General features: G+C 64.9%; 23 protein-coding genes. 16 read left to right on the top strand and 7 right to left on the bottom strand.

Annotated features, from left to right (window positions below):
* Positions 1-158: 158 nt before the first annotated feature.
* Both ACTUWL_RS15215 and ACTUWL_RS15210 read left to right on the top strand, forming a co-directional pair.
* Positions 159-1,256: an HD domain-containing protein gene (locus tag ACTUWL_RS15215; RefSeq protein ID WP_021077650.1), complete on the top strand. Its 1,098-nt coding sequence runs from the start codon at positions 159-161 to the stop codon at positions 1,254-1,256.
* 153 nt (positions 1,257-1,409) lie between these two features.
* Positions 1,410-2,699 (top strand): cytochrome P450, encoded by a 1,290-nt coding sequence (locus ACTUWL_RS15210; RefSeq protein WP_021077649.1) that lies wholly within the window; start codon positions 1,410-1,412, stop codon positions 2,697-2,699.
* A 104-nt stretch (positions 2,700-2,803) separates the two neighbouring features.
* Here ACTUWL_RS15210 and ACTUWL_RS15205 read toward each other — a convergent pair whose 3' ends face one another.
* Entirely contained in the window at positions 2,804-4,384 is a 1,581-nt protein-coding gene (locus ACTUWL_RS15205; protein ID WP_021077648.1) for an AMP-binding protein, read from the bottom strand.
* Positions 4,385-4,575: 191 nt separating this feature from the next.
* Positions 4,576-4,995, bottom strand: a complete 420-nt coding sequence (locus ACTUWL_RS15200; RefSeq protein WP_021077647.1) for a VOC family protein — start codon at positions 4,993-4,995, stop codon at positions 4,576-4,578.
* Between the two features lie 164 nt (positions 4,996-5,159).
* On the opposite strand from ACTUWL_RS15200, the gene ACTUWL_RS15195 reads away from it, so the two are divergent.
* From ACTUWL_RS15195 to ACTUWL_RS15135, 13 genes are all read left to right on the top strand, one after another.
* Entirely contained in the window at positions 5,160-6,131 is a 972-nt protein-coding gene (locus tag ACTUWL_RS15195; RefSeq protein ID WP_021077646.1) for a Bug family tripartite tricarboxylate transporter substrate binding protein, read from the top strand.
* A 145-nt stretch (positions 6,132-6,276) separates the two neighbouring features.
* Positions 6,277-6,561 (top strand): DUF3551 domain-containing protein, encoded by a 285-nt coding sequence (locus ACTUWL_RS15190; protein WP_021077645.1) that lies wholly within the window; start codon positions 6,277-6,279, stop codon positions 6,559-6,561.
* A gap of 94 nt (positions 6,562-6,655) precedes the next feature.
* The gene (locus tag ACTUWL_RS15185; protein ID WP_035650535.1) at positions 6,656-7,114 is read left to right on the top strand and encodes an ArsR/SmtB family transcription factor; all 459 of its coding nucleotides are present in this window, start codon (positions 6,656-6,658) and stop codon (positions 7,112-7,114) included.
* Positions 7,114-7,461, top strand: a complete 348-nt coding sequence (locus tag ACTUWL_RS15180; protein ID WP_199196608.1) for an SRPBCC family protein — start codon at positions 7,114-7,116, stop codon at positions 7,459-7,461. The genes ACTUWL_RS15185 and ACTUWL_RS15180 overlap by 1 nt, the downstream gene beginning before the upstream one ends.
* A gap of 18 nt (positions 7,462-7,479) precedes the next feature.
* The gene (locus ACTUWL_RS15175) at positions 7,480-8,220 is read left to right on the top strand and encodes a DUF899 domain-containing protein (protein ID WP_021077643.1); all 741 of its coding nucleotides are present in this window, start codon (positions 7,480-7,482) and stop codon (positions 8,218-8,220) included.
* A gap of 145 nt (positions 8,221-8,365) precedes the next feature.
* Positions 8,366-8,722 carry a DUF1428 domain-containing protein gene (locus ACTUWL_RS15170; RefSeq protein WP_021077642.1) on the top strand — a complete coding sequence of 119 codons (357 nt, stop codon included), beginning with the start codon at positions 8,366-8,368 and terminating at the stop codon, positions 8,720-8,722.
* Positions 8,723-8,849: 127 nt separating this feature from the next.
* Positions 8,850-9,467: a hypothetical protein gene (locus ACTUWL_RS15165; protein WP_021077641.1), complete on the top strand. Its 618-nt coding sequence runs from the start codon at positions 8,850-8,852 to the stop codon at positions 9,465-9,467.
* Positions 9,454-9,834, top strand: a complete 381-nt coding sequence (locus ACTUWL_RS15160; RefSeq protein WP_021077640.1) for a transcriptional regulator — start codon at positions 9,454-9,456, stop codon at positions 9,832-9,834. The genes ACTUWL_RS15165 and ACTUWL_RS15160 overlap by 14 nt, the downstream gene beginning before the upstream one ends.
* Positions 9,835-9,863: 29 nt before the next feature.
* A complete protein-coding gene (locus ACTUWL_RS15155) occupies positions 9,864-10,604 on the top strand; it encodes a di-trans,poly-cis-decaprenylcistransferase (RefSeq protein WP_021077639.1) in 741 nt (246 codons plus the stop codon).
* A gap of 126 nt (positions 10,605-10,730) precedes the next feature.
* Positions 10,731-12,257 carry a magnesium-protoporphyrin IX monomethyl ester anaerobic oxidative cyclase gene (bchE, locus tag ACTUWL_RS15150; RefSeq protein WP_021077638.1) on the top strand — a complete coding sequence of 509 codons (1,527 nt, stop codon included), beginning with the start codon at positions 10,731-10,733 and terminating at the stop codon, positions 12,255-12,257.
* Positions 12,258-12,381: 124 nt separating this feature from the next.
* On the top strand, positions 12,382-12,792 hold the full coding sequence (locus ACTUWL_RS15145; protein WP_021077637.1) for a hypothetical protein: 411 nt from the start codon (positions 12,382-12,384) through the stop codon (positions 12,790-12,792).
* Positions 12,793-12,846: 54 nt separating this feature from the next.
* Positions 12,847-13,002, top strand: a complete 156-nt coding sequence (locus ACTUWL_RS15140) for a hypothetical protein (protein ID WP_021077636.1) — start codon at positions 12,847-12,849, stop codon at positions 13,000-13,002.
* A 304-nt stretch (positions 13,003-13,306) separates the two neighbouring features.
* Positions 13,307-14,545 (top strand): threonine ammonia-lyase, encoded by a 1,239-nt coding sequence (locus ACTUWL_RS15135; RefSeq protein ID WP_021077634.1) that lies wholly within the window; start codon positions 13,307-13,309, stop codon positions 14,543-14,545.
* 88 nt (positions 14,546-14,633) lie between these two features.
* Here the strand turns inward: ACTUWL_RS15135 and ACTUWL_RS15130 are convergent, their stop codons facing one another.
* From ACTUWL_RS15130 to ACTUWL_RS15115, 4 genes are all read right to left on the bottom strand, one after another.
* A complete protein-coding gene (locus ACTUWL_RS15130) occupies positions 14,634-15,149 on the bottom strand; it encodes a DUF1697 domain-containing protein (protein WP_021077633.1) in 516 nt (171 codons plus the stop codon).
* Between the two features lie 7 nt (positions 15,150-15,156).
* Positions 15,157-15,798 (bottom strand): glutathione S-transferase family protein, encoded by a 642-nt coding sequence (locus tag ACTUWL_RS15125; RefSeq protein WP_021077632.1) that lies wholly within the window; start codon positions 15,796-15,798, stop codon positions 15,157-15,159.
* A gap of 95 nt (positions 15,799-15,893) precedes the next feature.
* On the bottom strand, positions 15,894-16,199 hold the full coding sequence (locus ACTUWL_RS15120; RefSeq protein WP_021077631.1) for a hypothetical protein: 306 nt from the start codon (positions 16,197-16,199) through the stop codon (positions 15,894-15,896).
* A gap of 194 nt (positions 16,200-16,393) precedes the next feature.
* On the bottom strand, positions 16,394-17,506 hold the full coding sequence (locus ACTUWL_RS15115; RefSeq protein WP_021077630.1) for a helix-turn-helix transcriptional regulator: 1,113 nt from the start codon (positions 17,504-17,506) through the stop codon (positions 16,394-16,396).
* A gap of 503 nt (positions 17,507-18,009) precedes the next feature.
* Between ACTUWL_RS15115 and ACTUWL_RS15110 the strand changes: the two genes are divergently transcribed.
* Positions 18,010-19,143, top strand: coding sequence for a hypothetical protein (locus ACTUWL_RS15110; RefSeq protein WP_021077629.1), 1,134 nt, complete (start codon positions 18,010-18,012; stop codon positions 19,141-19,143).
* Between the two features lie 60 nt (positions 19,144-19,203).
* On the opposite strand, the gene ACTUWL_RS15105 is transcribed toward ACTUWL_RS15110, so the two are convergent.
* On the bottom strand, positions 19,204-19,809 hold the full coding sequence (locus tag ACTUWL_RS15105) for a TetR/AcrR family transcriptional regulator (protein ID WP_021077628.1): 606 nt from the start codon (positions 19,807-19,809) through the stop codon (positions 19,204-19,206).
* Positions 19,810-19,905: the final 96 nt, after the last annotated feature.

Genomic DNA, 19,905 nt, shown 5'->3' with positions numbered 1-19,905 from the left:
CGGCGCGTCGGTCCAGCCAGCCTGATTTTGCTGGCAGATGTTGCGGTCGCTCAAATTGTAGCCATTGCGCTTAACCGCCGTTCAGCATCCCCATTAAGCCGGAGGGAACGCATCGTCAGCTAGCGTCCGGCGTCGGTCGTTACCGCGACGGGGATGTCATGACTGCCTTAGCCAATAACCAGACTTCGAAGCGCCGCCTCTTGCTGGCGTCAGATCGAAGCGATCAAAGCAACGAACTCGCCAGCATCCTGCGCGCGGTGGGCGAGGTCGACACCGTTCTGACGTCGGATATTCCCGAGCGGCCGGCCCACGATCTCTCCGGCATCGTCGTCGACATCAACCTGCGCTCGCCGGAAGCCGTGCAGTTGGTGCGCACCAAGCTGCAGGGCGACGCCTATCGCGAGATGCCGCGGCTGTTCGTGCTGGCGGATGCGCTGCACCACGCCTCGATGCAGGCCTGGGCGCTCGGCGCCACCGACACGATCTCGCGGCCATTCGATGCGCGCGGCCTCCTGCAGCGCATCCGCGCTGCATTTCCCGACGACAGCGGCTATGACGAGACCGACCGTGGCAAGGCGCTGAACCGCGGCGTCGAGGCCGCGCATGCCGTGATGGTGAAGATGTTCGAGCGGATGCGCGCCGGCGAGCCGCTCAAGTTCGAGGACATCGTTGCCGCCGAAAACAAGATCCTCAAGGCGATCAAGCACAACTCGCTGCGCGAATGGCTGACCACGGTCGGCTGTCATCACCAGGAGACCTATCGCCACTGCCTGTTCGTGACCGGCTTTGCGGTCGCGTTTTCGCAGCATCTCGGCATGCGCGACGACGACCAGCGTCGGCTCGCGCGCGCGGCGCTGTTGCACGATGTCGGCAAGGCCTTCGTTCCGGTCGCCCTGCTCGACAAGCCCGGCGCACTGACGGTCGAGGAAATGGCCGAGATGCGCGAGCATCCGCGCCGCGGCTACGAGGCGTTGTCGGCGCAGGGCGGCTTCCCGCCGGAAATGCTCGACGTGATCCTGCACCATCACGAATTCCTCGACGGCACCGGCTATCCAAACGGTCTCAGCGGCAACCAGATCAGCGACATCGTCCGCGTCACCACGATCGTCGACGTCTATGCCGCCCTGGTCGAGAAGCGGGCCTACCGGCTGCAATTCACCCACGCCAAGGCGTTCTCCATGATGGAGGAGATGGGCGGCAAGCTCGACCAGCAATTGCTGCAGGCGTTCCGCCCGGTGGCGTTCGGGCATTATTGAGGACTTCCTCCCCGCCGTCATTGCGCCGGCACGCCCCGCAATCGCGTGTGCGGCGGGGTTTGTAGCCAATCAACGCAAGTCCTTTGTCCTTAACCCTGCCTAGATTTCGGCGATCATCGGCACGACCCGATGCTGGGACAGGTGAGGACGAACATGGACACGGCAACGACCGGGGATATCAACATCCCCGCCGACATCGCGGCAACCCTCGTCGATCCCGTCGCCTATGCCGACGATCGCATCCACGACAGCTATCGCTGGCTGCGCGCCAACAATCCGCTCGGGATCGCGCAACCGGAGAAGTTCGATCCGTTCTGGGTGGTGACCAAGCACGCGCATATCCAGGCGATCAGCCGGCAGAACGACCTGTTCCACAATGCCGACCGGCCGACCACGCTGACCAACCGGGCGCTCGAGGAGCGCGTCCGCAAGATCACCGGCAGCCCCAATCTGGTGCGCTCGCTGGTACAGATGGACGCGCCGGACCATCCGAAATACCGCGCGCTGACGCAGGGCTGGTTCATGCCGAATAATCTCGGCAAGTTCGAGGGCCGCGTCCGCGAGATCGCGCGCGCAACCGTGCGGCGCATGCTCGACCGCGGCGGCGCCTGCGATTTCGTCGACGACGTCGCGCTCGGCTATCCGCTGCACGTCATCATGGAGATCCTCGGCGTGCCCGAGGCGGACGAGCCGCGCATGCTCAAGCTGACGCAGGAGCTGTTCGGCCCGCAGGATCCCGACACGGCGCGCGTCCGAGACGCGCTGAGCGCGGAGCAGGTCTCGGTGATGCTGCAGGCGATCATCGCCGACTTCTCCGCGTATTTCCGCAAGATCACCGAGGATCGTCGGCAGAACCCGCGGGACGATCTCGCCACCGTCATTGCGAATGCGAAGATCGGCGGCGACTATATGCCGGAGCACGATCAGACCAGCTATTACATGATCGTTGCGACCGCGGGCCACGACACCACCTCATCCTCGACCGCAGGCGCGATCTGGGCGCTGGCCAGGGATCCCGTGGAATTCGCCAAGGTGAAGGCCAATCCGGACTTGATCCCGGGCCTGGTCGACGAGGCGATCCGCTGGATGACGCCGGTCAAGCATTTCATGCGCTCGGCCACCGCCGATACCGAGCTCGGCGGCCGCAAGATCGCCAAGGGCGACTGGCTGATGCTGTGCTACGCCTCGGGCAATCGCGACGAGGAGGTGTTCGAGGAGCCCGATCGCTTCCGCAGCGACCGCAAGCCCAACCGCCACGTCGCGTTCGGCTACGGCGCGCATCTATGCCTCGGCCAGTATCTCGCCAAGCTCGAGATGCGCATCCTGTTCGAGGAGCTGCTGCCGCACCTGAAGTCGCTGTCGCTCGACGGCGAGGTGAAGATGACGCAGGCCTATTTTGTCAACGGTCCGAAAAAGCTGCCGATCAGGTTCGAGGTGAATTGACGTCTCACCGTCATTGCGAGCGAAGCGAAGCAATCCATACGTTCATATGCGCGGAGAGACGGATTGCTTCGTCGCTTCGCTCCTCGCAATGACGGGGCGGGCTCTTATTCCAGCATCTTCCGCAGCTCGGCCTTCGCGACCTTCTCCAGCGTCGAGCGGGGCATCTCGTCGACGAAGCGGATCTCGCGCGGCACCTTGAAATCGGCGAGGCCTGCGCGGCAGGCGGTCATGACCTTGTCGTGCAGGTCGGCAGGCAAGGCGGCGATGCCGGTTTGCGGGATGATGAAGACAACCGGCACCTCGTCCAGCATCGGATGCTTCTTCGCCACCACGGCGGCCTCGCGCACGCCCGGTACCACTGCGATCACCTGCTCGATCTCGGAGGCCGCGACGTTCTCGCCGCCGACCTTCAGCATATCCTTGGAGCGGTCGCCGAACTTGATGTAGCCGCGCTCCAGCATCGTGACGCGATCGCCTGTGATGAAATAGCCATGCTCGTCAAAACTCTCGCGCGTCGCCTTCTCATTGTGCAGATACTCGGCGAACAGTGACAGGCCGGGAATGCCCTTGATCAGGAGATTGCCGGTCTCGCCGACGCCGGTCGCGGTGCCGTCATCATTGGTGATGCGGATTTCGTATTCCGGCGCGGCGCGGCCGATCGACATCGGCGGGTTCGGCTGGTCGACCTCGCCGATGATGCCGTGGGTGATGGTCTCGGTCATGCCCCACCAGCCGATGATCTTGATGCCGAATACGGCGAATGGCGGCGGCTCGTTCACGGCGGTGCCCCAGAGCCGGAACTTGTGATGCTTCGGCACCTCGTGCTCCAGCAGCGCCTTCATGCAGAACGGGATCGTCGAGGTCCAGGTCGAGCCGTGCTCGAGCGCCACCGGCCAGAACCGGCTCGCCGAGAAGCGTGGCTGGATCACGCAGGTCGCGCCGACCCACAGGCTCGCCAGCATCGAATAGGCCAGCGCGTTGGTGTGGAACAGCGGCAGATAGGTCTGGTGCACGTCGAAGCCATGCAGATCCTGGTGCGCAGCATTGATCTTGGCGCCCCACAGCGCGTTGGCATGCGTCCACAGCACCGCCTTCGGACGCGACGTGGTCCCGGAGGTGTACTGCACGCTGCACGGTGCCAGCGGATCGATCAGGCGCTTCGGCCGGTCGGCGCTGTCGGCGAACAGCGCGTCAAAACTGTCGCCTCGGGCGGGCGCCTGAGACGGCGCCTGCCCGGCATCGTGCGAGATCACGGCGATCCAGCGAAGCCCCTTACAGTTGGCTGATATCAGTTCGGCATAGGCCGGCTGGGTGATCGCGGCGACCGCGCCGCAATGGCCGGCGAAATATTCGATCTCGGCGGCAGCCGAGCGGGTGTTGGTGGTGACGGCGATCGCGCCGAGCTCGACACAGGCGAACCACGACATGATCGCCTCGACGCAATTGTCGAGATGGATCAGGACATAGTCGCCTTGCTTGATGCCGCGTTTGGCGAGGCCCGCCGCCAGCGCGCCGACGCGCTCATGGAATTCGCCGTAGTTCCAGCGCCGCGCCGGCGCGTCGAACGGAGCCCAGATCAGGAACGGATGATCGCGGCGCACCTCGGCGCGCATCCTGAGCAGCCATGGCACGTCGAGCCCCGCAAACGGACCTACGACACCCGGGACTGCACTTGAACTGGCCATACGTCCTCCCGCGCAGCCTTGCCGGCCGCCATTGATCTTGGTTGGGAGCAGTTCTGCCATCGGCGTGCGCCAAGCGCAAATCGGAAGCGCAGCGCTGGAGCAATCTGTTCCGCGGCGCGGAAGGCCTGATTGCCTTGTGGGCCTGTCATCGGTCGCGCATCCGCGCGAGCCGTCGCGCGCAACGAAAACGACTACGTCGTGCCGTCCTCGTACGACGAAATCTCGATCAGGCTGCCGTCGGGATCTCGGCAGTACACCGAGCGCAGCGTGCCGCGTGCGCCCTGCTTGGCCACCGGGCCTTCCTCGATCTTCACGCCATTGGCCTTCAGATGCGCCACCACCTCGTCGGGCGTGCTCGAGGTGAGGAAGCAGAGGTCGTCGCTGCCGGCCGCTTCATGATCGGCGGTGAACCAATCCACCTTGTCGGCATCGCACGGCCGCACATTGATCTTCTGGTTGCCGAACACCAGCGAGGTGCGCGGTGTCTTGCCCTTGCCGGGGTCGAACACCTTCACCTCCATGCCGAGGATCCTGCTGTACCAGGCAACCGAGCGCACGACATCGGTGACGTTGATCACGAGATGGTCGAGCCCATTCACCTTGACGGACATGATCGATCCTTTTGGTCCAGCGCATTTGCAGCTTAGTCTTTCGTCGCGGTCAGTGTCGCACGTGTCGCACTGGTCGCATCTGACATTGTTTGTTAGAACCGCGCCGCACGCAACGCAACAGAAACGGGCAGGGGGCCAAACCCTGCTGGATCGGGAGAGACTTCATGATTTCACGCCGCACTGCGCTGGGCCTGATCGGGTCGGGAATTTCGACATTCGCGATCGGCCGCGCATCCGCAGCCGACTATCCGGCGCGGCCGGTGCGCTGGATCGTGGGCTATCCGCCGGGCGGCGCCACCGACATCATCGCGCGCCTGATCGGGCAGCGGCTGTCGGAAAAGCTCGGGCAGCAGTTCGTGATCGAGAACAAGCCGGGCGCCGGCAACAATATCGGCACCGAGGCTGCGATCAACGCCGAGCCGGATGGTTACACCGTGCTGCTGGTCAATCCGGCGAACTACATCAACGCCTCGCTGTACGCCAATCTGAAGTTCAACTTCGTGCGCGACGTTGCGCCGGTTGCGTCCTTCAACCGCGTGCCGAACGTGATGACGGTGAACAAGGACGTGCCGGCGAAGAACGTCGCCGAGTTCATCGAATATGTGAAGTCCAATCCCGGCAAGGTGAACATGGCCTCGTCCGGCAACGGCACCTCGGTGCATCTGTCCGGCGAGATGTTCATGTCGATGACCGGCTGCAAGATGCAGCACGTGCCGTATCGCGGCGCGGCGCCCGCGATCACCGACATGCTCGGCGGCCAGGTGCAGGTGATCTTCGACAACATGCCCTCGATCATCCAGCACATCCGCTCCGGCTCGCTGCGCGCGCTCGGCGTGACGACGACGGATCGCTCCTCGCAATTGCCCGACGTGCCGGCGATCGCCGAGACCGTGAAGGGCTATGAGGCGAGCGCGCTGTTCGGCATGGGGGCGCCGAAGAACACGCCGAAGGAATTGATCGCCAAGCTCAACGCCGAGATCAACGCCGTTCTCGCCGAGCCCGACATGAGGAAGCGTCTGGTCGAACTCGGCGGCGACTCGCTGATCCAGACCCCGGAGGCGTTCGACAACGACATCAAGGCCGAGACCGACAAGTGGAAGAAGGTGGTCGAGTTCGCCGGCCTCAAGGTCGAGTAGGCCTCGGACGTTCAACGTTGCCGGTCCGCGCGGCGATGGCTGTCCTGCAAGGCAAATTGCGGGACCTTGACGCGGAATAAAATGACCTTCAGGAACCTTACCCAGGATGCCGCGCTTGAACTGCGGCATCTCAAGGAGGCGGATCATGCGCACATCGCAAATGGCAATGCTTGTCCTGGGAGCGATGACGCTTGCCGGCACGGCGAGCGTCACACCCGCTTCCGCCGATCCTTATGATTATCCGTGGTGTGCGCAGGGGCCGAGCCTGGGCTATCCGGGCGAATGCGCCTATCGAACCTACGAGCAGTGCCTCGCGAGCGTGTCGGGCCGCTATCTCGCTTGCGGAGAAAATCCGCGCTTTCTGTTCAGCGAGCCCCCGCCGCCGCCGCGCCGCCATCAGCGCCGGCATCGGACGGTCTACCCCGACTAGCAGACTTCCGGCCGGCGCCGCGCACCTATCCGTCGTCGCGCGATCGTGAAGACGCGCGCTTGACGCCGCGCCGTTTGCGCTTATACTAAACCATATGGTTAAGTATCAGGACGAAACGCTGGACCGCACCTTTGCGGCGCTTTCCGATCCCACCCGCCGCGTGCTGCTGGCGCGGCTCGGCGAGCAGGAAAGCCTGTCGGTGAGCGAGCTGGCGCAGCCATTCGCGATGTCGTTGCCGGCGATCATGAAGCATCTCGACGTGCTCACGGATGCCGGTCTGGTCGCGCGCGAAAAGACCGGCCGCACGGTGGCGTGCCGGCTCACCGCGCGGCCGATGGAGCAAGCGATGAACTGGCTCAATCGGTATGCGCAATTCTGGTCCGACAATCTCGACCGCCTTGCCGCTTTTGTGGAGGAAAACCCGTGGCAGCCAACAAATCCGCAGTCGCAGCCGACGCCGGCCTTACCGCGCGTCCCAGCCTCACCCTCACGCGGCGCCTCCGCGCCCGGCCGGAGAAAGTCTACGCCGCGTGGACCGAGCCGGAAAACCTAGTGCAATGGTTCGGTCCGGGCCAGGTCAAGCCCGGTACGACACAGGCCGAGCTCGATGTCCGCGTCGGCGGCCGCTACCGGATCAAGTTCACCGGGACCAACGGTGAATATCACGAGGTCGGCGGCATCTATCGCGAGGTGGTGCCGAACGAGAGGCTGGTGTTCAGCTGGGCCTGGCATTCGACGCCGGAGCGCGTCTCCGAGGTGACGGTGTCGATCAGGCCCGACGGCGGCGGCACCTTGCTCACCTTCCATCACGCGCAGTTCGTCGATGAGGCCGCGCGCGACAACCACCAGCGCGGCTGGACCGAATTCCTCGGCAATCTCCAACATTACGTCGACGCCTGAAGCGCAAAAGAGCATCGCATGTCCCAGCACAAGATCGTCTCGCGCGAAGAATGGACCGCGGCCCGCAAGGCGCTGATGATCAGCGAGAAGGAACTGACGCAAGCCCGCGAAGCGGTGAGCCGGCAACGCCGCGAGCTGCCGTGGGTCAAGGTCGACAAGGACTATGTGTTCGATGGGCCCGGCGGCAAGGTGACGCTCGGTGATCTCTTCAAGGGCAGGCCGCAGCTCGTGGTGCAGCACGTGATGTTCGCGCCGGAGTGGGACGCGGCCTGCAAGAGCTGCTCGTTCTGGGTCGACGGCTTCGAGCGCATGGTTCCGCACCTTGCCGCGCGCGACACCACGATGGTCGCGATCTCGCGCGCGCCGCTGGCCAAGCTCGAGGCCTTCAAGCAGCGGATGGGGTGGACCTTCGACTGGGTGTCCTCCGGAGAGAATGACTTCAACTACGATTATGGTGTGTCGTTCACACAAGGGCAGATCGATGCGGGCGACGCCAAATACAATTATGGAACGACCCCGCTCTATGGGCCTGAGCTGCCCGGCATCAGCGTGTTCTATCGAGACGAGGCGGGAAGTGTGTTCCACACCTACTCGACGTTCGCGCGCGGCCTCGACATGATGAATGCCGCCTATCACTATCTCGACTTGACGCCGCTCGGCCGCCATGAAGAAGGACTGCCCTATCCGATGGACTGGGTGCGGCTACGTGACCAGTATCAACCGGAGCCCGTTCAGGCATCCTGCTGCTGTCACTCCTGATCGTGGTTGCGAGTCAACGGGTCGCGCGAATGCGCGCCCAATGACGGGCTCCGCGAAGCAATCCATCGCGCCGCAAGTGCAGGTACGGATTGCTTCATCGCTTCGCTTCTCGCGATGACGACGCAATAACGACAAGGAAACGCCCATGCTTTACGTCGATGGCTTCGTCGTCGCAGTGCCGAAGAAGAAGCTCAAGGCCTATGCGAAGCTCTCGAAAATGGCCGGCAAGGTCTGGCGCGAACATGGCGCGCTGGATTATCGCGAGTGGGTTGCCGACGACGTCAAGCCGGGCAAGCTGACATCGTTTCCGCAGAGCGTGAAGCTGAAGGCCGGCGAAACCGTCGTGTTTGCCTGGATCACCTACAAGTCGCGCGCCCAGCGCGATCGGATCAATGCCAAGGTGATGGCCGATCCGCGCTTCGCGTCGATGGATCCGAAAACGGCGCCGTTCAATGTGCAGCGTATGATCTACGGCGGCTTTGCTAGCCTGGTGAAGGTCTGAGGCGGCACGGTTTCGCTGCAATCCGCGCAGTAACCACCCGTTAAACATCATGCGGCGCGGACGGCCGGTGCCGCTTGCGTTTACTTGGTGATCCCGTATACTTTGCATTACAAAGTTCGGGCGAATCATGCGCGACCTCGACAAGGCCTTGGCCGACATTCTTGCGATCCGCAGCCAGATTGCGGCGGGGACCGCATTCCGCGGCTACGGTCCGGCAACGGTGGCTGTCACCAGCGGCATCGCGCTGGTCACGGCGCTCGCCCAATATCTCTGGCTCGATGATCCCACCGGTCATCCGATCGCCTTCCTTGCCGGCTGGGCGGCGGCCGCGCTGCTGTCCGCGGTGCTGATCTGGATCGAGATGCAGGCACGCTCGCGGCGGCATCATTCCGGCCTTGCCGACGCCATGGTCCAGCAGGCGATCGAGCAGTTCGTTCCCGCCGTCATCGCCGGCGTCTTGCTCGCGGTGCTGCAATGGAAATTCGCGCCGGAGACGCTGTGGATGCTGCCCGGCCTGTGGCAGGTGCTGGTCAGCCTCGCCGTGTTCGCCTCGGTTCGCCTGTTGCCGCGCACGATCGCGCTCGGAGGCGCCTGGTATTTCCTGTCGGGCTTCACGGTGCTGTTGATCGCAAGCCAGAGCCACGCGCTGTCGCCCTGGACCATGGGACTGCCATTCGCGATCGGCCAGTTGCTGCTCGCAGCGCTGTTGTATTTCGCTTCCGGAGGCCATGATGCCGAAGACTGACGTGACCACCGCGCCATTTGCCTATGATGGCCTCGACCGCGTCATCCACGAGAAGGCGCGGCTCGGTCTATTGACCTCGTTGATGGCGCATCCCAAGGGGCTCGCCTTCGCCGACCTCAAGCAGCTCTGCGGTCTGACCGACGGCAATCTCAGCCGGCATCTTCAGGTGCTGCAGGAGGCCGGCCTCGTCGATGTCATCAAGGGTTATGAAGGCAATCGTCCGCATACCAGCTGCCGTCTGACCAAGAGCGGCCGCCGCCGTTTCCTCGATTATCTCGCCGTGCTCGAGCAGTTGGTGCGCGACGCGGCCAAAGCCGCCGGCAAGGACGAAGGCGCATCTGGCCGCCTCGGTATCCAGCCGATTTGATCATCCCTTTTTTGCCCGGAGACTTTGTGATGCAAAGCAACGTTGCGCTCAAGCCGGACGCCGTCGCCCGGCTCCATGTCGGCATCATCATGGACGGCAACGGCCGCTGGGCGACGCGGCGCGGCCTGTCGCGCCTGCGTGGACATGAAGCGGGCGTCGAGGCGATCCGCCGCATCGTCGAGGCCGCGCCCGACCAGGGCGTCGGCACGCTGACGCTGTACGCATTCTCGAGCGACAATTGGCGTCGTCCGAAAGCCGAAGTCGCGGCGCTGATGGGGCTGTTGCGGTTCTATCTCGCCAACGAGATCGCAGCCCTGGTGCGCAACGGTGTCCGCCTCACCGTGATCGGCCGCCGCGACCGGCTGCCCGACGGCATCGCCGCCGCGATCACGCGCGCGGAGGCCGAGACCCATGGCGGCACCACGCTGCATCTGCGTATCGCGATCGATTACTCGGCGCGCGACGCGATCCTGAACGCCGCCGCGCGCGCGGCCGGCGCCGGTCCGTTGAGCCGTGAGGCCTTCGCCGACCTGATCACCGGCGAAGCCGGCCTCCGCGATGTCGACCTGATCATCCGCACCTCGGGCGAGAAGCGGCTGTCGGACTTCCTGCTCTGGGAAGGCGCCTATGCCGAACTGCATTTCACCGAGCGGATGTGGCCCGAATTCGAGGCCGATGATCTCGCCGACGCGCTCGCCTCCTTCCACCGCCGCGAGCGCCGCTTCGGCGGGCTGACCGCGATCGCGCCGGCGGAGGTGGCAAGCCTCTAACTCATCGCGCTTTAGCGCGGCGGACCGCGCCTTCGATTCTCTTCAAGCCCGGCCGGGGGGTTGGGCTCTCCTTTCACAAGATGCGGGGACGAACGATCACGCCAACCAAAGCGGGAGCGATCATCCATGCGCATTCTTCTCATCAACGTGCCGCACCCGGCGATCGGCAGCCGGATCCCCGACGACCATCTGCCGCCGCTCGGCCTGCTGTCGATCGGCGGTCCGTTGATCGACGACGGCCACCACGTTCGTCTTCTCGATGCCGAGTTCGGCCCGATGCCGGTCACAGCCATCGTGGCCGAGGCGTCGCGATTCTCGCCCGATGCGGTCTTGTTCGGCCATTCCGGCTCCACCTCGGGCCATCCCGTCATCACCGAGGTGGCGCAGGCCATCGTCAAGGCCCTGCCGAATGTGCGGATCGTGTATGGCGGGGTGTTTCCGACCTATCACTGGCGCGAGATCTTGCGCGAAGAGCGCTACGTCACTGCGATCGTGCGCGGTGAGGGGGAGGAGACGGCGCGCCGCCTGATGCGGGCCCTGGAGACCGGCGGCGATCTCCGCACCATCAACGGCATCGCCTTCCGCGATGATTACGGGCCGCGCGTCACGCCGCCCGCGCCTGTCATCCGCGATCTCGATGCCTATCGCATCGGCTGGGAATTGATCGATCACGCCCGCTACAGCTATTGGGGAGGTTTGCGCGCCGTCGTCGTGCAGTTCTCGCGCGGCTGTCCGCATCTCTGCAATTACTGCGGCCAGCGCGGTTTCTGGACGCGATGGCGGCACCGTGATCCCGTGCGCTTTGCCGGCGAGTTGGCACGGCTGCACCGCGAGCACGGCGTCAAGGTGATCAATTTCGCCGACGAGAATCCGACCGTCTCGAAGAAGGCCTGGCGGACGTTCCTCGAAGCGCTGATCGCGGAGAATGTCGATCTGATCCTGGTCGGCTCGACCCGCGCCGACGATATCGTCCGCGATGCCGATATCCTGCATCTCTACAAGAGAGCGGGTTGGCAGCGCTTCCTGCTCGGCATGGAGAACACCGACGAGAAGACGCTGCAGCTGATTCGCAAGGGCACCACCACCACGACCGATCGCGAGGCTATCCGCCTGATGCGCCGGTACGGCATCCTGTCGATGGCGACCTGGGTGGTCGGTTTCGAGGAGGAGACCGATCGCGATCACTGGCGCGGCCTGCGGCAGCTTCTGTCCTACGATCCCGATCAGATCCAGATGCTCTACGTCACGCCGCATCGCTGGACGCCCTATTTCCGTCTCGCGGCAGAACGACGTGTGATCCAGACCGATCGCCGCCGATGGGACTACAAGCATCAGGTGCTCGCGACCCGACACATGCCGCCGTGGCGGGTGCTGCTCTGGTTCAAATTTACCGAGATGGTGCTGCAATGCCGACCCAAGGCCTTGCTGCGCGTGCTGTTGCATCGCGACGCCGGGCTTCGTCACGCCATGCGCTGGTACACGCAGATGGGGCGTCGGGTCTGGCCGCACGAAATTCTCGGCTTCCTGCGCGACACCAGGTTGACGCACGGGCCGACGGTGCGGGAATTCTGGGGCTCGCCGCAGGATGGCGAAGAGGAATCGATGTCGTCGCACCGGCCCGAGCGCAGCGTCGGCACGTCGCGCGTTGCGTAAATCGATACCGTCATGCGCGGTTCTGGATAACTGGCGCTGATGACTGGACGTCGGAGTCATCAGCGCGATAATTTCCAGATCGGCTGCGCAGAACAAAAAGAACCGTGGCGGTCGAGGCGTTGAGTTGAGCATACAGGTTGCGATTCTAAAAATATTGGCCAGTCACGTCAGCGGCAGAGCCACCATCGATTCGCTCAAGCACGACCTCGCCATTCTCTCTTCGAGCGGCGACGATTGGCATGCGCGGATCAAACGTCTGGCATCTCGGGTTCCCGAGCTCGACATCTTCAGCAACGGTTATGTGCTGCGTGATGCCGAAGGCTGGGAGATCACACCGGATGGACGTGCGTTTCTGCGCGCGCTGGAAGCCGTTACGCAAGACAACCTGCCGCCCGCCCCGTCGGCCGGGACCGCAGTCCGTGCCGCGGGCACGCTGATCGTGGTCGGTCGCCGCTTCCGGAACAGTACGCGGCCGCAACGTGATGCGGAGCCGAGCACGTCAGTGCGCCGCCGGCCGTCCCGCGAGCCGCGTTGAACCTCGCAGCGTCGCCGGCGACCTACCTTCGGGACGTGGTTCTGGAGGTCGCAAATGACTGCATTGGCTCAATCGATCGCTCGGGTATTTCCGGCCAATTCGCTTCGGAGCAGCATCGCCCGGCATGTCCTGCTGCTCGGCTTTGCGGCCCTGTTCGTCGCGGTGCTCAGGGCAAGCTATGGCCTCGATCTCAGTGCGGGGTTCTTCTGATTTTTCCGGCAGCAAGTCATATTGGGTTAACCGGACCGGGATAGCTAAGCGCACGCTTTCCTTGCATCTCGAACCTGGGCCGACCTTCCATGGACAAGCCGATGCGCTGCCAGTGCGGCAGGACGCGAACCATTGTGCTCGACAAGCATTTCCGCACCGCGTTGCTGTGCCTCAAATGCGATGAGACACAGCTGCCCGCGCTGGCACGGCCGGAGCAACGGGTGTTGACCACGCGATAGCCGGTCGTCTTCGGCGCCGAAACCCGCTAGGTTCCGTCTGACGAAACGGTCCAAAGCGAAACCCGATGCCGCATCCTGCCGATACCACCGCCCTCAGCCCAGCGGGCGTCACCCTTGCCGATATACGCCGTGCCGCCGATACCATCCGGGGCTCGGTGATGGTCACCGCGTGCAACGAAAGCCGCACGCTGGGCGACATCTGCGGTTGCCGCCTGTTCCTCAAATTCGAGAACTTGCAATTCACCGCGACCTTCAAGGAGCGCGGCGCGCTGAACAGGCTGCAGGCGCTGTCGCCCGAGGAGCGCACGCGTGGGGTGATCGCGATGTCGGCCGGCAATCACGCCCAGGGCGTCGCCTATCACGCGAAGCGGCTCGGCATCCCCGCCACCATCGTGATGCCGACGGGCACGCCGATGGTGAAGATCGAGAACACCAGACGGCACGGCGCCGAGGTCATCATCACCGGACAGACGCTGGAAGAATGCTTCGCCTTCGTCGGCGCACATGCTGAGCAGCGCGGCCTGATCCTGGTCCACCCCTATGACGATCCGCTGATCATCGCCGGCCAGGGCACGATCGGGCTCGAAATGCTCGAGGCGGCGCCGGAACTCGATATCCTGGTGGTGCCGATCGGCGGCGGGGGGCTGATCTCGGGTATCGCCACCGCCGCAAAGGCGATCAAGCCGTCGCTGCAGATCATCGGCGTGCAGGCTCAGCTCTATCCGTCGATGTACAATGCCGTCAAAGGCACGCAGCTGCCGATGCGCGGCGACACCCTCGCCGAAGGCATCGCCGTCAAGGCGCCCGGGCGGATCACCACTGAAATCGTCCGCGAGCTCGTCGACGATATCGTGCTGGTCAGCGAGGATCAGATCGAGCGCGCCGTCGCGACCCTGATCTCGATCGAGAAGACGGTGGTCGAGGGCGCCGGCGCCGCCGGCCTCGCCGCGGTGCTCGCAGCGCCCGAGCGCTTTGCCGGCCGCAAAGTCGGCCTGGTGCTGACCGGCGGCAATATCGATACCAGGCTGATCGCCTCGGTCCTGACCCGTGAGCTTGCGCGCGAGGGACGGCTGACGCAGCTGGCGCTCGACATCGTCGACCGGCCCGGGCAGCTCGCGGCGGTGTCGATCCTGCTGGCCGACGCCGGCGCCAACATCATCGAGGTCTCGCACCAGCGCACGTTCTCCGATCTGCCGGCGAAGGCGACCCTGCTCGAGCTCGTGATCGAAACCCGCGACCGCGCCCATCTGGAGGATGTGCTGGCGAGGCTCGATGTCGAGGGATTTGTTGTGCACGAGCGCTAGCAACGCAAACCGCGCTTTAACCGTCATCCTGAGACGCCGCTGCGCGCTTCTCAGAATGACGGTTCGGAGAAAACTGGACGAGCTTTCTCTAGCCGTCGCCCGCCGCCAGCTCGGCGAGCTTCGCGATGGTGTTGATGTTGCGCGCGGTGCCGTTGGCGGCGGCGGGGATCTTCAGCTTCGAGCGGCCCATGCCGCTGCCATAGGCGACGTAGATCTCCCGCTTGCCGAGCCGCACTTGCTCGTCCTGCTGGCCCCTGACGTCTTTCAGGGCGTCCTTGGGTGGCGGCTCGTCGAGGAAGATCGCGACCGTAAAATTCGGCGGCGCCTTCGGAAACGGATTGGCCTTCAGCACCGCGGCGATCTCGTCCGCGCTCCTGACGGCAACGCCGACCGGCTTGCCGGCGTAGGCGTGCAGCCGCTGCTCCAGCGCGGCCTTGACCTTGGCCGCGCCGAGCCTGGAGGAGAACACGACGTTGCCGCTGGCGATGTAGGTCTCGACGTCGGCAAATCCCGCATCGACGCACATCGCCTTCAGTTCGGTCATCGGCAGCTTGCCGGTGCCGCCGACATTGACGGCGCGCAGCAGGGCGACGTAGCGCGGCATCACGGCCTCACGTCAGCAGCAGCGCCATGCCGGGATCGCCCTTCTGCATCGCGCGCTGATAGGCCGGGCGCGCCGCGATGCGGCCGAGATAATCCCTGATGCCGGGGCAGCGGCCGAGATCATAGGGCAGGAAATAGCGCATCGTCGTGAGCGAGAAGCCGATCATGATATCGGCGGTGGTGAATTGGTCGCCCGCGAGATAGCGCGCCTCGCGCGCCCGCGCCTCGATCAGATCGAACGAGCGGTCGACCCGCGCCCGGGTCGCCGCCAGCATCGGATTGTCGGCCGGCAGGTTGAGCCGGTTCAGGATCATGCTGCGGCCCATCTGTGCCTGCAGCGTGCTGTTGGCGAAGTGAAACCAGTACAGGAACCGGGCGAAGTCTGGATGATCTGATTTCAGCGTCAGCCGGCCATTGCCGTATCTGGCGACGATGTACTCGACGACAGCGCCGGACTCGGCCAGCACCAGGTCGCCGTCGGTGATGACGGGCGCGGCGCCGATCGGATGCAGCGCCTTGTAGTCGGCGGGCGCGAGCATCGTGACCGGATCGCGCGTGGTGCACTTCAGTTCATAGGGGATCTCCAGCTCCTCGCACAGCCAGACGATCCGCTCCGATTGCGACTTGCCGAGATGGTGAACGGTGAGCATGAAGGCTCCTGGAGCATGATCCGGAAAAGTGGACACCGGTTTTCCGAAACGATCATGCGAAAATAATGATCATGACGCGCTTCCATAGAAGCGCATCAGGCGTCCTCTTTCTTCTTCGCGGGCTTTTTGGCCGGCGGCGGCTCTTCCATCGCCCGCTTCATCGCGCGGGCGTAGGCGTCGGCGGCGTTCTCGGCCGAATTCTGCAACCGCTTGGCGGTCGCCGTCGCGTTCAGCATCGTGCTCTTGGCGAGGAAGCGGAAGCGCGCCTTGGTCTCCTTGTCCTTGGCCTTGGCCGCGCGCGCGACCCAGACGGCCTGGCGCTTCTTGGCCGCCGCCATCACGGCCTTGGTCTGGGCTCTTGCGGTCTGCCGGATGACGGCGTCGAGGTCGGCTTCGGCCATTCAGATGCACTCTATTCACTGGACATGCGCCGAACGGGCGCACGAAGGGAGGGGAGCTACCACTAGCTCAACCGGCGCCGTTTGAACATGCCGATCCGCTTGCGATGCCGCCGGGAGCATGCCGCCGCAATGACGGCCAACGTGATCGGTCGGGTTGTGGGGCGCTTCCAGGCTCGCCTGAGCGCGGCGTAAGTCTATTCCGCCGACGAACCCGGCGGCACCTTGGCGCCGGCGAGCAGTCCGGCGAGTTCGACCTGGCGGCCGAGCCCGGTCTTCGCCAGCACGGCCTTGAGCTGGTTGCGCACGGTTTCGCGGGAGATTCCGAAGGCGATGGCGATCGCCTCGACGGTTCGTCCTTCGCCGATGCCGCGGGCGACCCGCGCCTCGGCCGGCGTCAGGTCGAACAGGCCCTGCAGCACCTCCGCGGTCGGCACCTCGGCCGGCACCACCGGCGTCACGATCACGATCGCCAGTGCGCGGTCGAACAGGTCGCGCGCCGCGCCACGGATCGGGACCAGATGCACGATGAGCGGCGGGCGCTCGTCCTGTGCAGCGATCGGGACCGAGCGGACCTCGCCGCTGATGAGCCCGTGATCAAGTGCACCGACGGCCTGCGCGAACAGCGCATCGGCGGCAGGCGCCGCCAGCGCCAGGCGATCGGTGCGATCCTGCATCACATCGGGCACCAGGCGATCGAACAGCGTGTTGGCCGCCATCAGGCGGCCGCCGCGGCGCAGCACCCCCGCGGGCAGGCCGAGCATCGCCAGCGATTCGGCGGCGGCCTTCGCGCGCTCCATCCCAAGCCGCGCCGACAGCAGCGCCGCCCGCGCCAGATGCGGGCGCAGTGCGTCGAGCTGTTCGATCGCCTCCCGCTCGATCGGCCCGTGCCGGTATTCGCGCTCGACGCTGTAGATCAGCACGTCGCCGCTCGGCACTGGGATCGCGGTACCGGCGCCCCATCCGAGCCCGCGCGGGCGGAAGAATTCCCGGATCTGGAAATCCTGCTGCACTTCCTCGGGCGTATCGAACACGTCGATATCGCGCAGGAAGCCGGCATGATTGGCCGCGAGCAGGCGCGGCAACCGCCCGTTGCGCTCGTGCCAGCCGCCTTCGACATAGGCAACCGTGTCATCGTGCATGTCGGGGGAGGCGACCCAGCGCACGTCCTGCGGGGCCGCCGTCAGCAGCACGATGCCGCGGGCCCGCGCGATCCCGCCGACCTGATGCAGAACATTCGGCCACAGCTCGGGGAGGACCGCGGCCTCATAGGCCAGTTCAATCAGATGCGCGTGCAGGTCGTTCGCCATCGGCCATTCCAGAAACGCTGTTGCCCAACAGATAACCCGTCGATCCCGGAATGAATGCCTAGAGCAATTCGGTCTGGCCCACGAGTCCGGGCTATTCCGGTGCGACCGCTCGCATCACGATGGATCGCGGCTCTTGGACGATTTTGCAGGTGATCTTCGCGCCGTCTGATGGGGCCGCGCTCGCTGGGCAGCGACCCGATGCCAAGGTCACCGAGGTCAAGCCCAAAACTTGATGATCGAGACCCGATGATCAGGACCTGACGTTCGGCGCCGGCTAAGGCGAGATTGAGTCTGCGTGACAATCAGACATCTTTCCGAAGCGTCTCGAAACGCTTTGCCATGAATTGCGACAGCGCGCGGCCGGGCAGCGTACACGTTTGCAACGCTGCGCATGATCCTTCGACCATGAACATCCTTTAATTTGTATCCGCGCGACTTGTCGCGCCTGCTGGGCCGCCATCTTGATGGCACCAGTCGAGCCGTCGCCGGCTCGGGGAGGACCGATGATCAGCCGCAGGGCGCTTTCCGGATTACTGATGACGTTGGTCGGCCCCTCATCGGTGACCGGCAACACGCTGGCTCTCAGTCACTGCCGGGGATCGTGCGCCAATGTCGATCTGCCGACGCTTGGCTACGATACGTTCTGCCGGTCGTTCTTCGATCTCGCGGCAAGCGGAAAGCTGCGCGCGGTCGCAACCGGCCCCGATGTCCGGCGGGAGATGCGGTCGCTGTTCCGGGCGCGGCGGCTCTATCGGCCATCCCGCGAGGACATGCGGGTTCTCTGGCGCGATACGGCCGCGGGGTTTTCGGTCGTGAAAGTCGAGTTCGATCTGGAATGCGGCGTACCGGTGCGCGGATGCCTCGGGATCCCCGACGGTGCGTTCAAGGGATTGATCCTGCTCGGCCACGGCATGGCGAGTACGCCGGAGCGGTGCTTCGACGACGCTGACAAGGACTACATGAACGCGCTCGGCAAACAGCTTTGCCAGGATGGTTATGTCGTCTGGTGCCCCTACATCGTGCAGATCGGAAATCAGGAGAGCCAGAACAACATCGCCGCGATGCTGGCATCGCATGGCATCTCCGCGCACAACGTGTCATGCGCATCGATCGACGCCGGCGAAACGGTCTGCCGGAGGTTGACCGGAATGTCCGGTCTGCATGTCGGCGTCTATGGGGTGTCCTCGGGCGCCTTTCTCGCGCTGCATCTGGAAGCCGCGACGGGGCGGATGCGGCCGACCGTCGTCTCCGGATATATGCGTGACGAGAAGAAGTTCCTGACATCGTCCGTCATCAGCAAGAACCTCGGCATCGAACTTGCGGCCTACATCCATTTCGCCAACAGCCGCGCCAAGTACGCCGGCGCGGAGCTGGCGTACCTGGTCTCTCCGTGTCCGCTGTTCGTCGAGATCGGCAGCCGCGATGGCGCAAACACCACGGAACTCGGGCGTGATGAGAAGTTCGCCGAAATGCAGTCCGTCTACGCAGCGTCGGGTCATCCGCATTCGATCGAGATGGCGCTGTTCGATGGCGTGCACGAGGTTGGCGGCAAGCGCGCGCGGCCATGGCTGTACGAGCAGCTGGCATCACCCGCCTACCAGGTCACCTCGCGCCTGAAGAACGCTGTTGCGTTGTGATGATCCGCGGGTGCTGTCCTTGTGCGCCCCGCGGCGGATGGGCATCGCCAAAACCGTTGATCATCGGTCGGCCGCGGCGCGCCGTCTGGCCAGGCTGGATTCGACCAGCGCGATCAGTTCCCGTCTGAACAGCGGCGAGGCGAGCAACCCGAGCCGTGCCGCATCGTGGACGACGCCCGCCACCGCGGCAGCGAGGACCTGAGCGGCGATCGCGCTATCCACGGCGGTGTCGCCTCGCCTGTTGGCCGTGAAGAACGCGTCGCAGCCGCTGCGATACTCGGTCTCGAACCGGCGGTGCGTGGCCTCGCTGGCTGCGTCGCGGGGGGCTTCCTCGAGCAGCACCCGGTGCGCGGCGGGAAAGCGACGATGCACCGCGATCATGCCGTCGACGAACGCGGCGACACGGCGTGCCCGAGGCGTCGCGGCGTCGGTCGCTGCGCGCAGCACCGCCAGCACCTCGTCGAAGTGACGGCGCCGGACCGCCTCGACCAGCGCGAGCTTGTTGGGAAAATACTGATACAGCGACCCGATGCTGACGCCTGCCGTCGCGGCAACCGCGTTGGTGGTCGTCGCGGCCCAGCCGCGCTCGCCGAGAATGCGAGCCGCGCCCTCGAGGATGATCTCGATGGTGGCGCGCGAGCGGGCCTGTCGCGGGGCTTTCCGCATCGTGCTCGTCGGTTTCGGAATGCGAGTGGTCAGGCGCGCCTCTCCGCCGGTAATGTGAGCATAGTGCTCACATTCTGTCCGACGGGCGGATCAAGT

The sequence above is a fragment of the Bradyrhizobium sp. WCU1 genome (assembly GCF_053474805.1).
Note: the sequence above shows the minus strand (reverse complement) of the source record. Positions and strands in the feature narration are given on the sequence as shown.

Bases quoted from the DNA above. Each gene is read 5' to 3' on its own strand.
- ACTUWL_RS15215 (WP_021077650.1), top strand. From the start codon at position 159: ATGACTGCCTTAGCCAATAACCAGACTTCGAAGCGCCGCCTCTTGCTG.
- ACTUWL_RS15210 (WP_021077649.1), top strand. From the start codon at position 1,410: ATGGACACGGCAACGACCGGGGATATCAACATCCCCGCCGACATCGCG.
- ACTUWL_RS15205 (WP_021077648.1), bottom strand. From the start codon at position 4,384: ATGGCCAGTTCAAGTGCAGTCCCGGGTGTCGTAGGTCCGTTTGCGGGG.
- ACTUWL_RS15200 (WP_021077647.1), bottom strand. From the start codon at position 4,995: ATGTCCGTCAAGGTGAATGGGCTCGACCATCTCGTGATCAACGTCACC.
- ACTUWL_RS15195 (WP_021077646.1), top strand. From the start codon at position 5,160: ATGATTTCACGCCGCACTGCGCTGGGCCTGATCGGGTCGGGAATTTCG.
- ACTUWL_RS15190 (WP_021077645.1), top strand. From the start codon at position 6,277: ATGCGCACATCGCAAATGGCAATGCTTGTCCTGGGAGCGATGACGCTT.
- ACTUWL_RS15185 (WP_035650535.1), top strand. From the start codon at position 6,656: ATGGTTAAGTATCAGGACGAAACGCTGGACCGCACCTTTGCGGCGCTT.
- ACTUWL_RS15175 (WP_021077643.1), top strand. From the start codon at position 7,480: ATGTCCCAGCACAAGATCGTCTCGCGCGAAGAATGGACCGCGGCCCGC.
- ACTUWL_RS15170 (WP_021077642.1), top strand. From the start codon at position 8,366: ATGCTTTACGTCGATGGCTTCGTCGTCGCAGTGCCGAAGAAGAAGCTC.
- ACTUWL_RS15165 (WP_021077641.1), top strand. From the start codon at position 8,850: ATGCGCGACCTCGACAAGGCCTTGGCCGACATTCTTGCGATCCGCAGC.
- ACTUWL_RS15160 (WP_021077640.1), top strand. From the start codon at position 9,454: ATGCCGAAGACTGACGTGACCACCGCGCCATTTGCCTATGATGGCCTC.
- ACTUWL_RS15155 (WP_021077639.1), top strand. From the start codon at position 9,864: ATGCAAAGCAACGTTGCGCTCAAGCCGGACGCCGTCGCCCGGCTCCAT.
- bchE (WP_021077638.1), top strand. From the start codon at position 10,731: ATGCGCATTCTTCTCATCAACGTGCCGCACCCGGCGATCGGCAGCCGG.
- ACTUWL_RS15140 (WP_021077636.1), top strand. From the start codon at position 12,847: ATGACTGCATTGGCTCAATCGATCGCTCGGGTATTTCCGGCCAATTCG.
- ACTUWL_RS15135 (WP_021077634.1), top strand. From the start codon at position 13,307: ATGCCGCATCCTGCCGATACCACCGCCCTCAGCCCAGCGGGCGTCACC.
- ACTUWL_RS15130 (WP_021077633.1), bottom strand. From the start codon at position 15,149: ATGCCGCGCTACGTCGCCCTGCTGCGCGCCGTCAATGTCGGCGGCACC.
- ACTUWL_RS15125 (WP_021077632.1), bottom strand. From the start codon at position 15,798: ATGCTCACCGTTCACCATCTCGGCAAGTCGCAATCGGAGCGGATCGTC.
- ACTUWL_RS15120 (WP_021077631.1), bottom strand. From the start codon at position 16,199: ATGGCCGAAGCCGACCTCGACGCCGTCATCCGGCAGACCGCAAGAGCC.
- ACTUWL_RS15115 (WP_021077630.1), bottom strand. From the start codon at position 17,506: ATGGCGAACGACCTGCACGCGCATCTGATTGAACTGGCCTATGAGGCC.
- ACTUWL_RS15110 (WP_021077629.1), top strand. From the start codon at position 18,010: ATGATCAGCCGCAGGGCGCTTTCCGGATTACTGATGACGTTGGTCGGC.
- ACTUWL_RS15105 (WP_021077628.1), bottom strand. From the start codon at position 19,809: ATGCGGAAAGCCCCGCGACAGGCCCGCTCGCGCGCCACCATCGAGATC.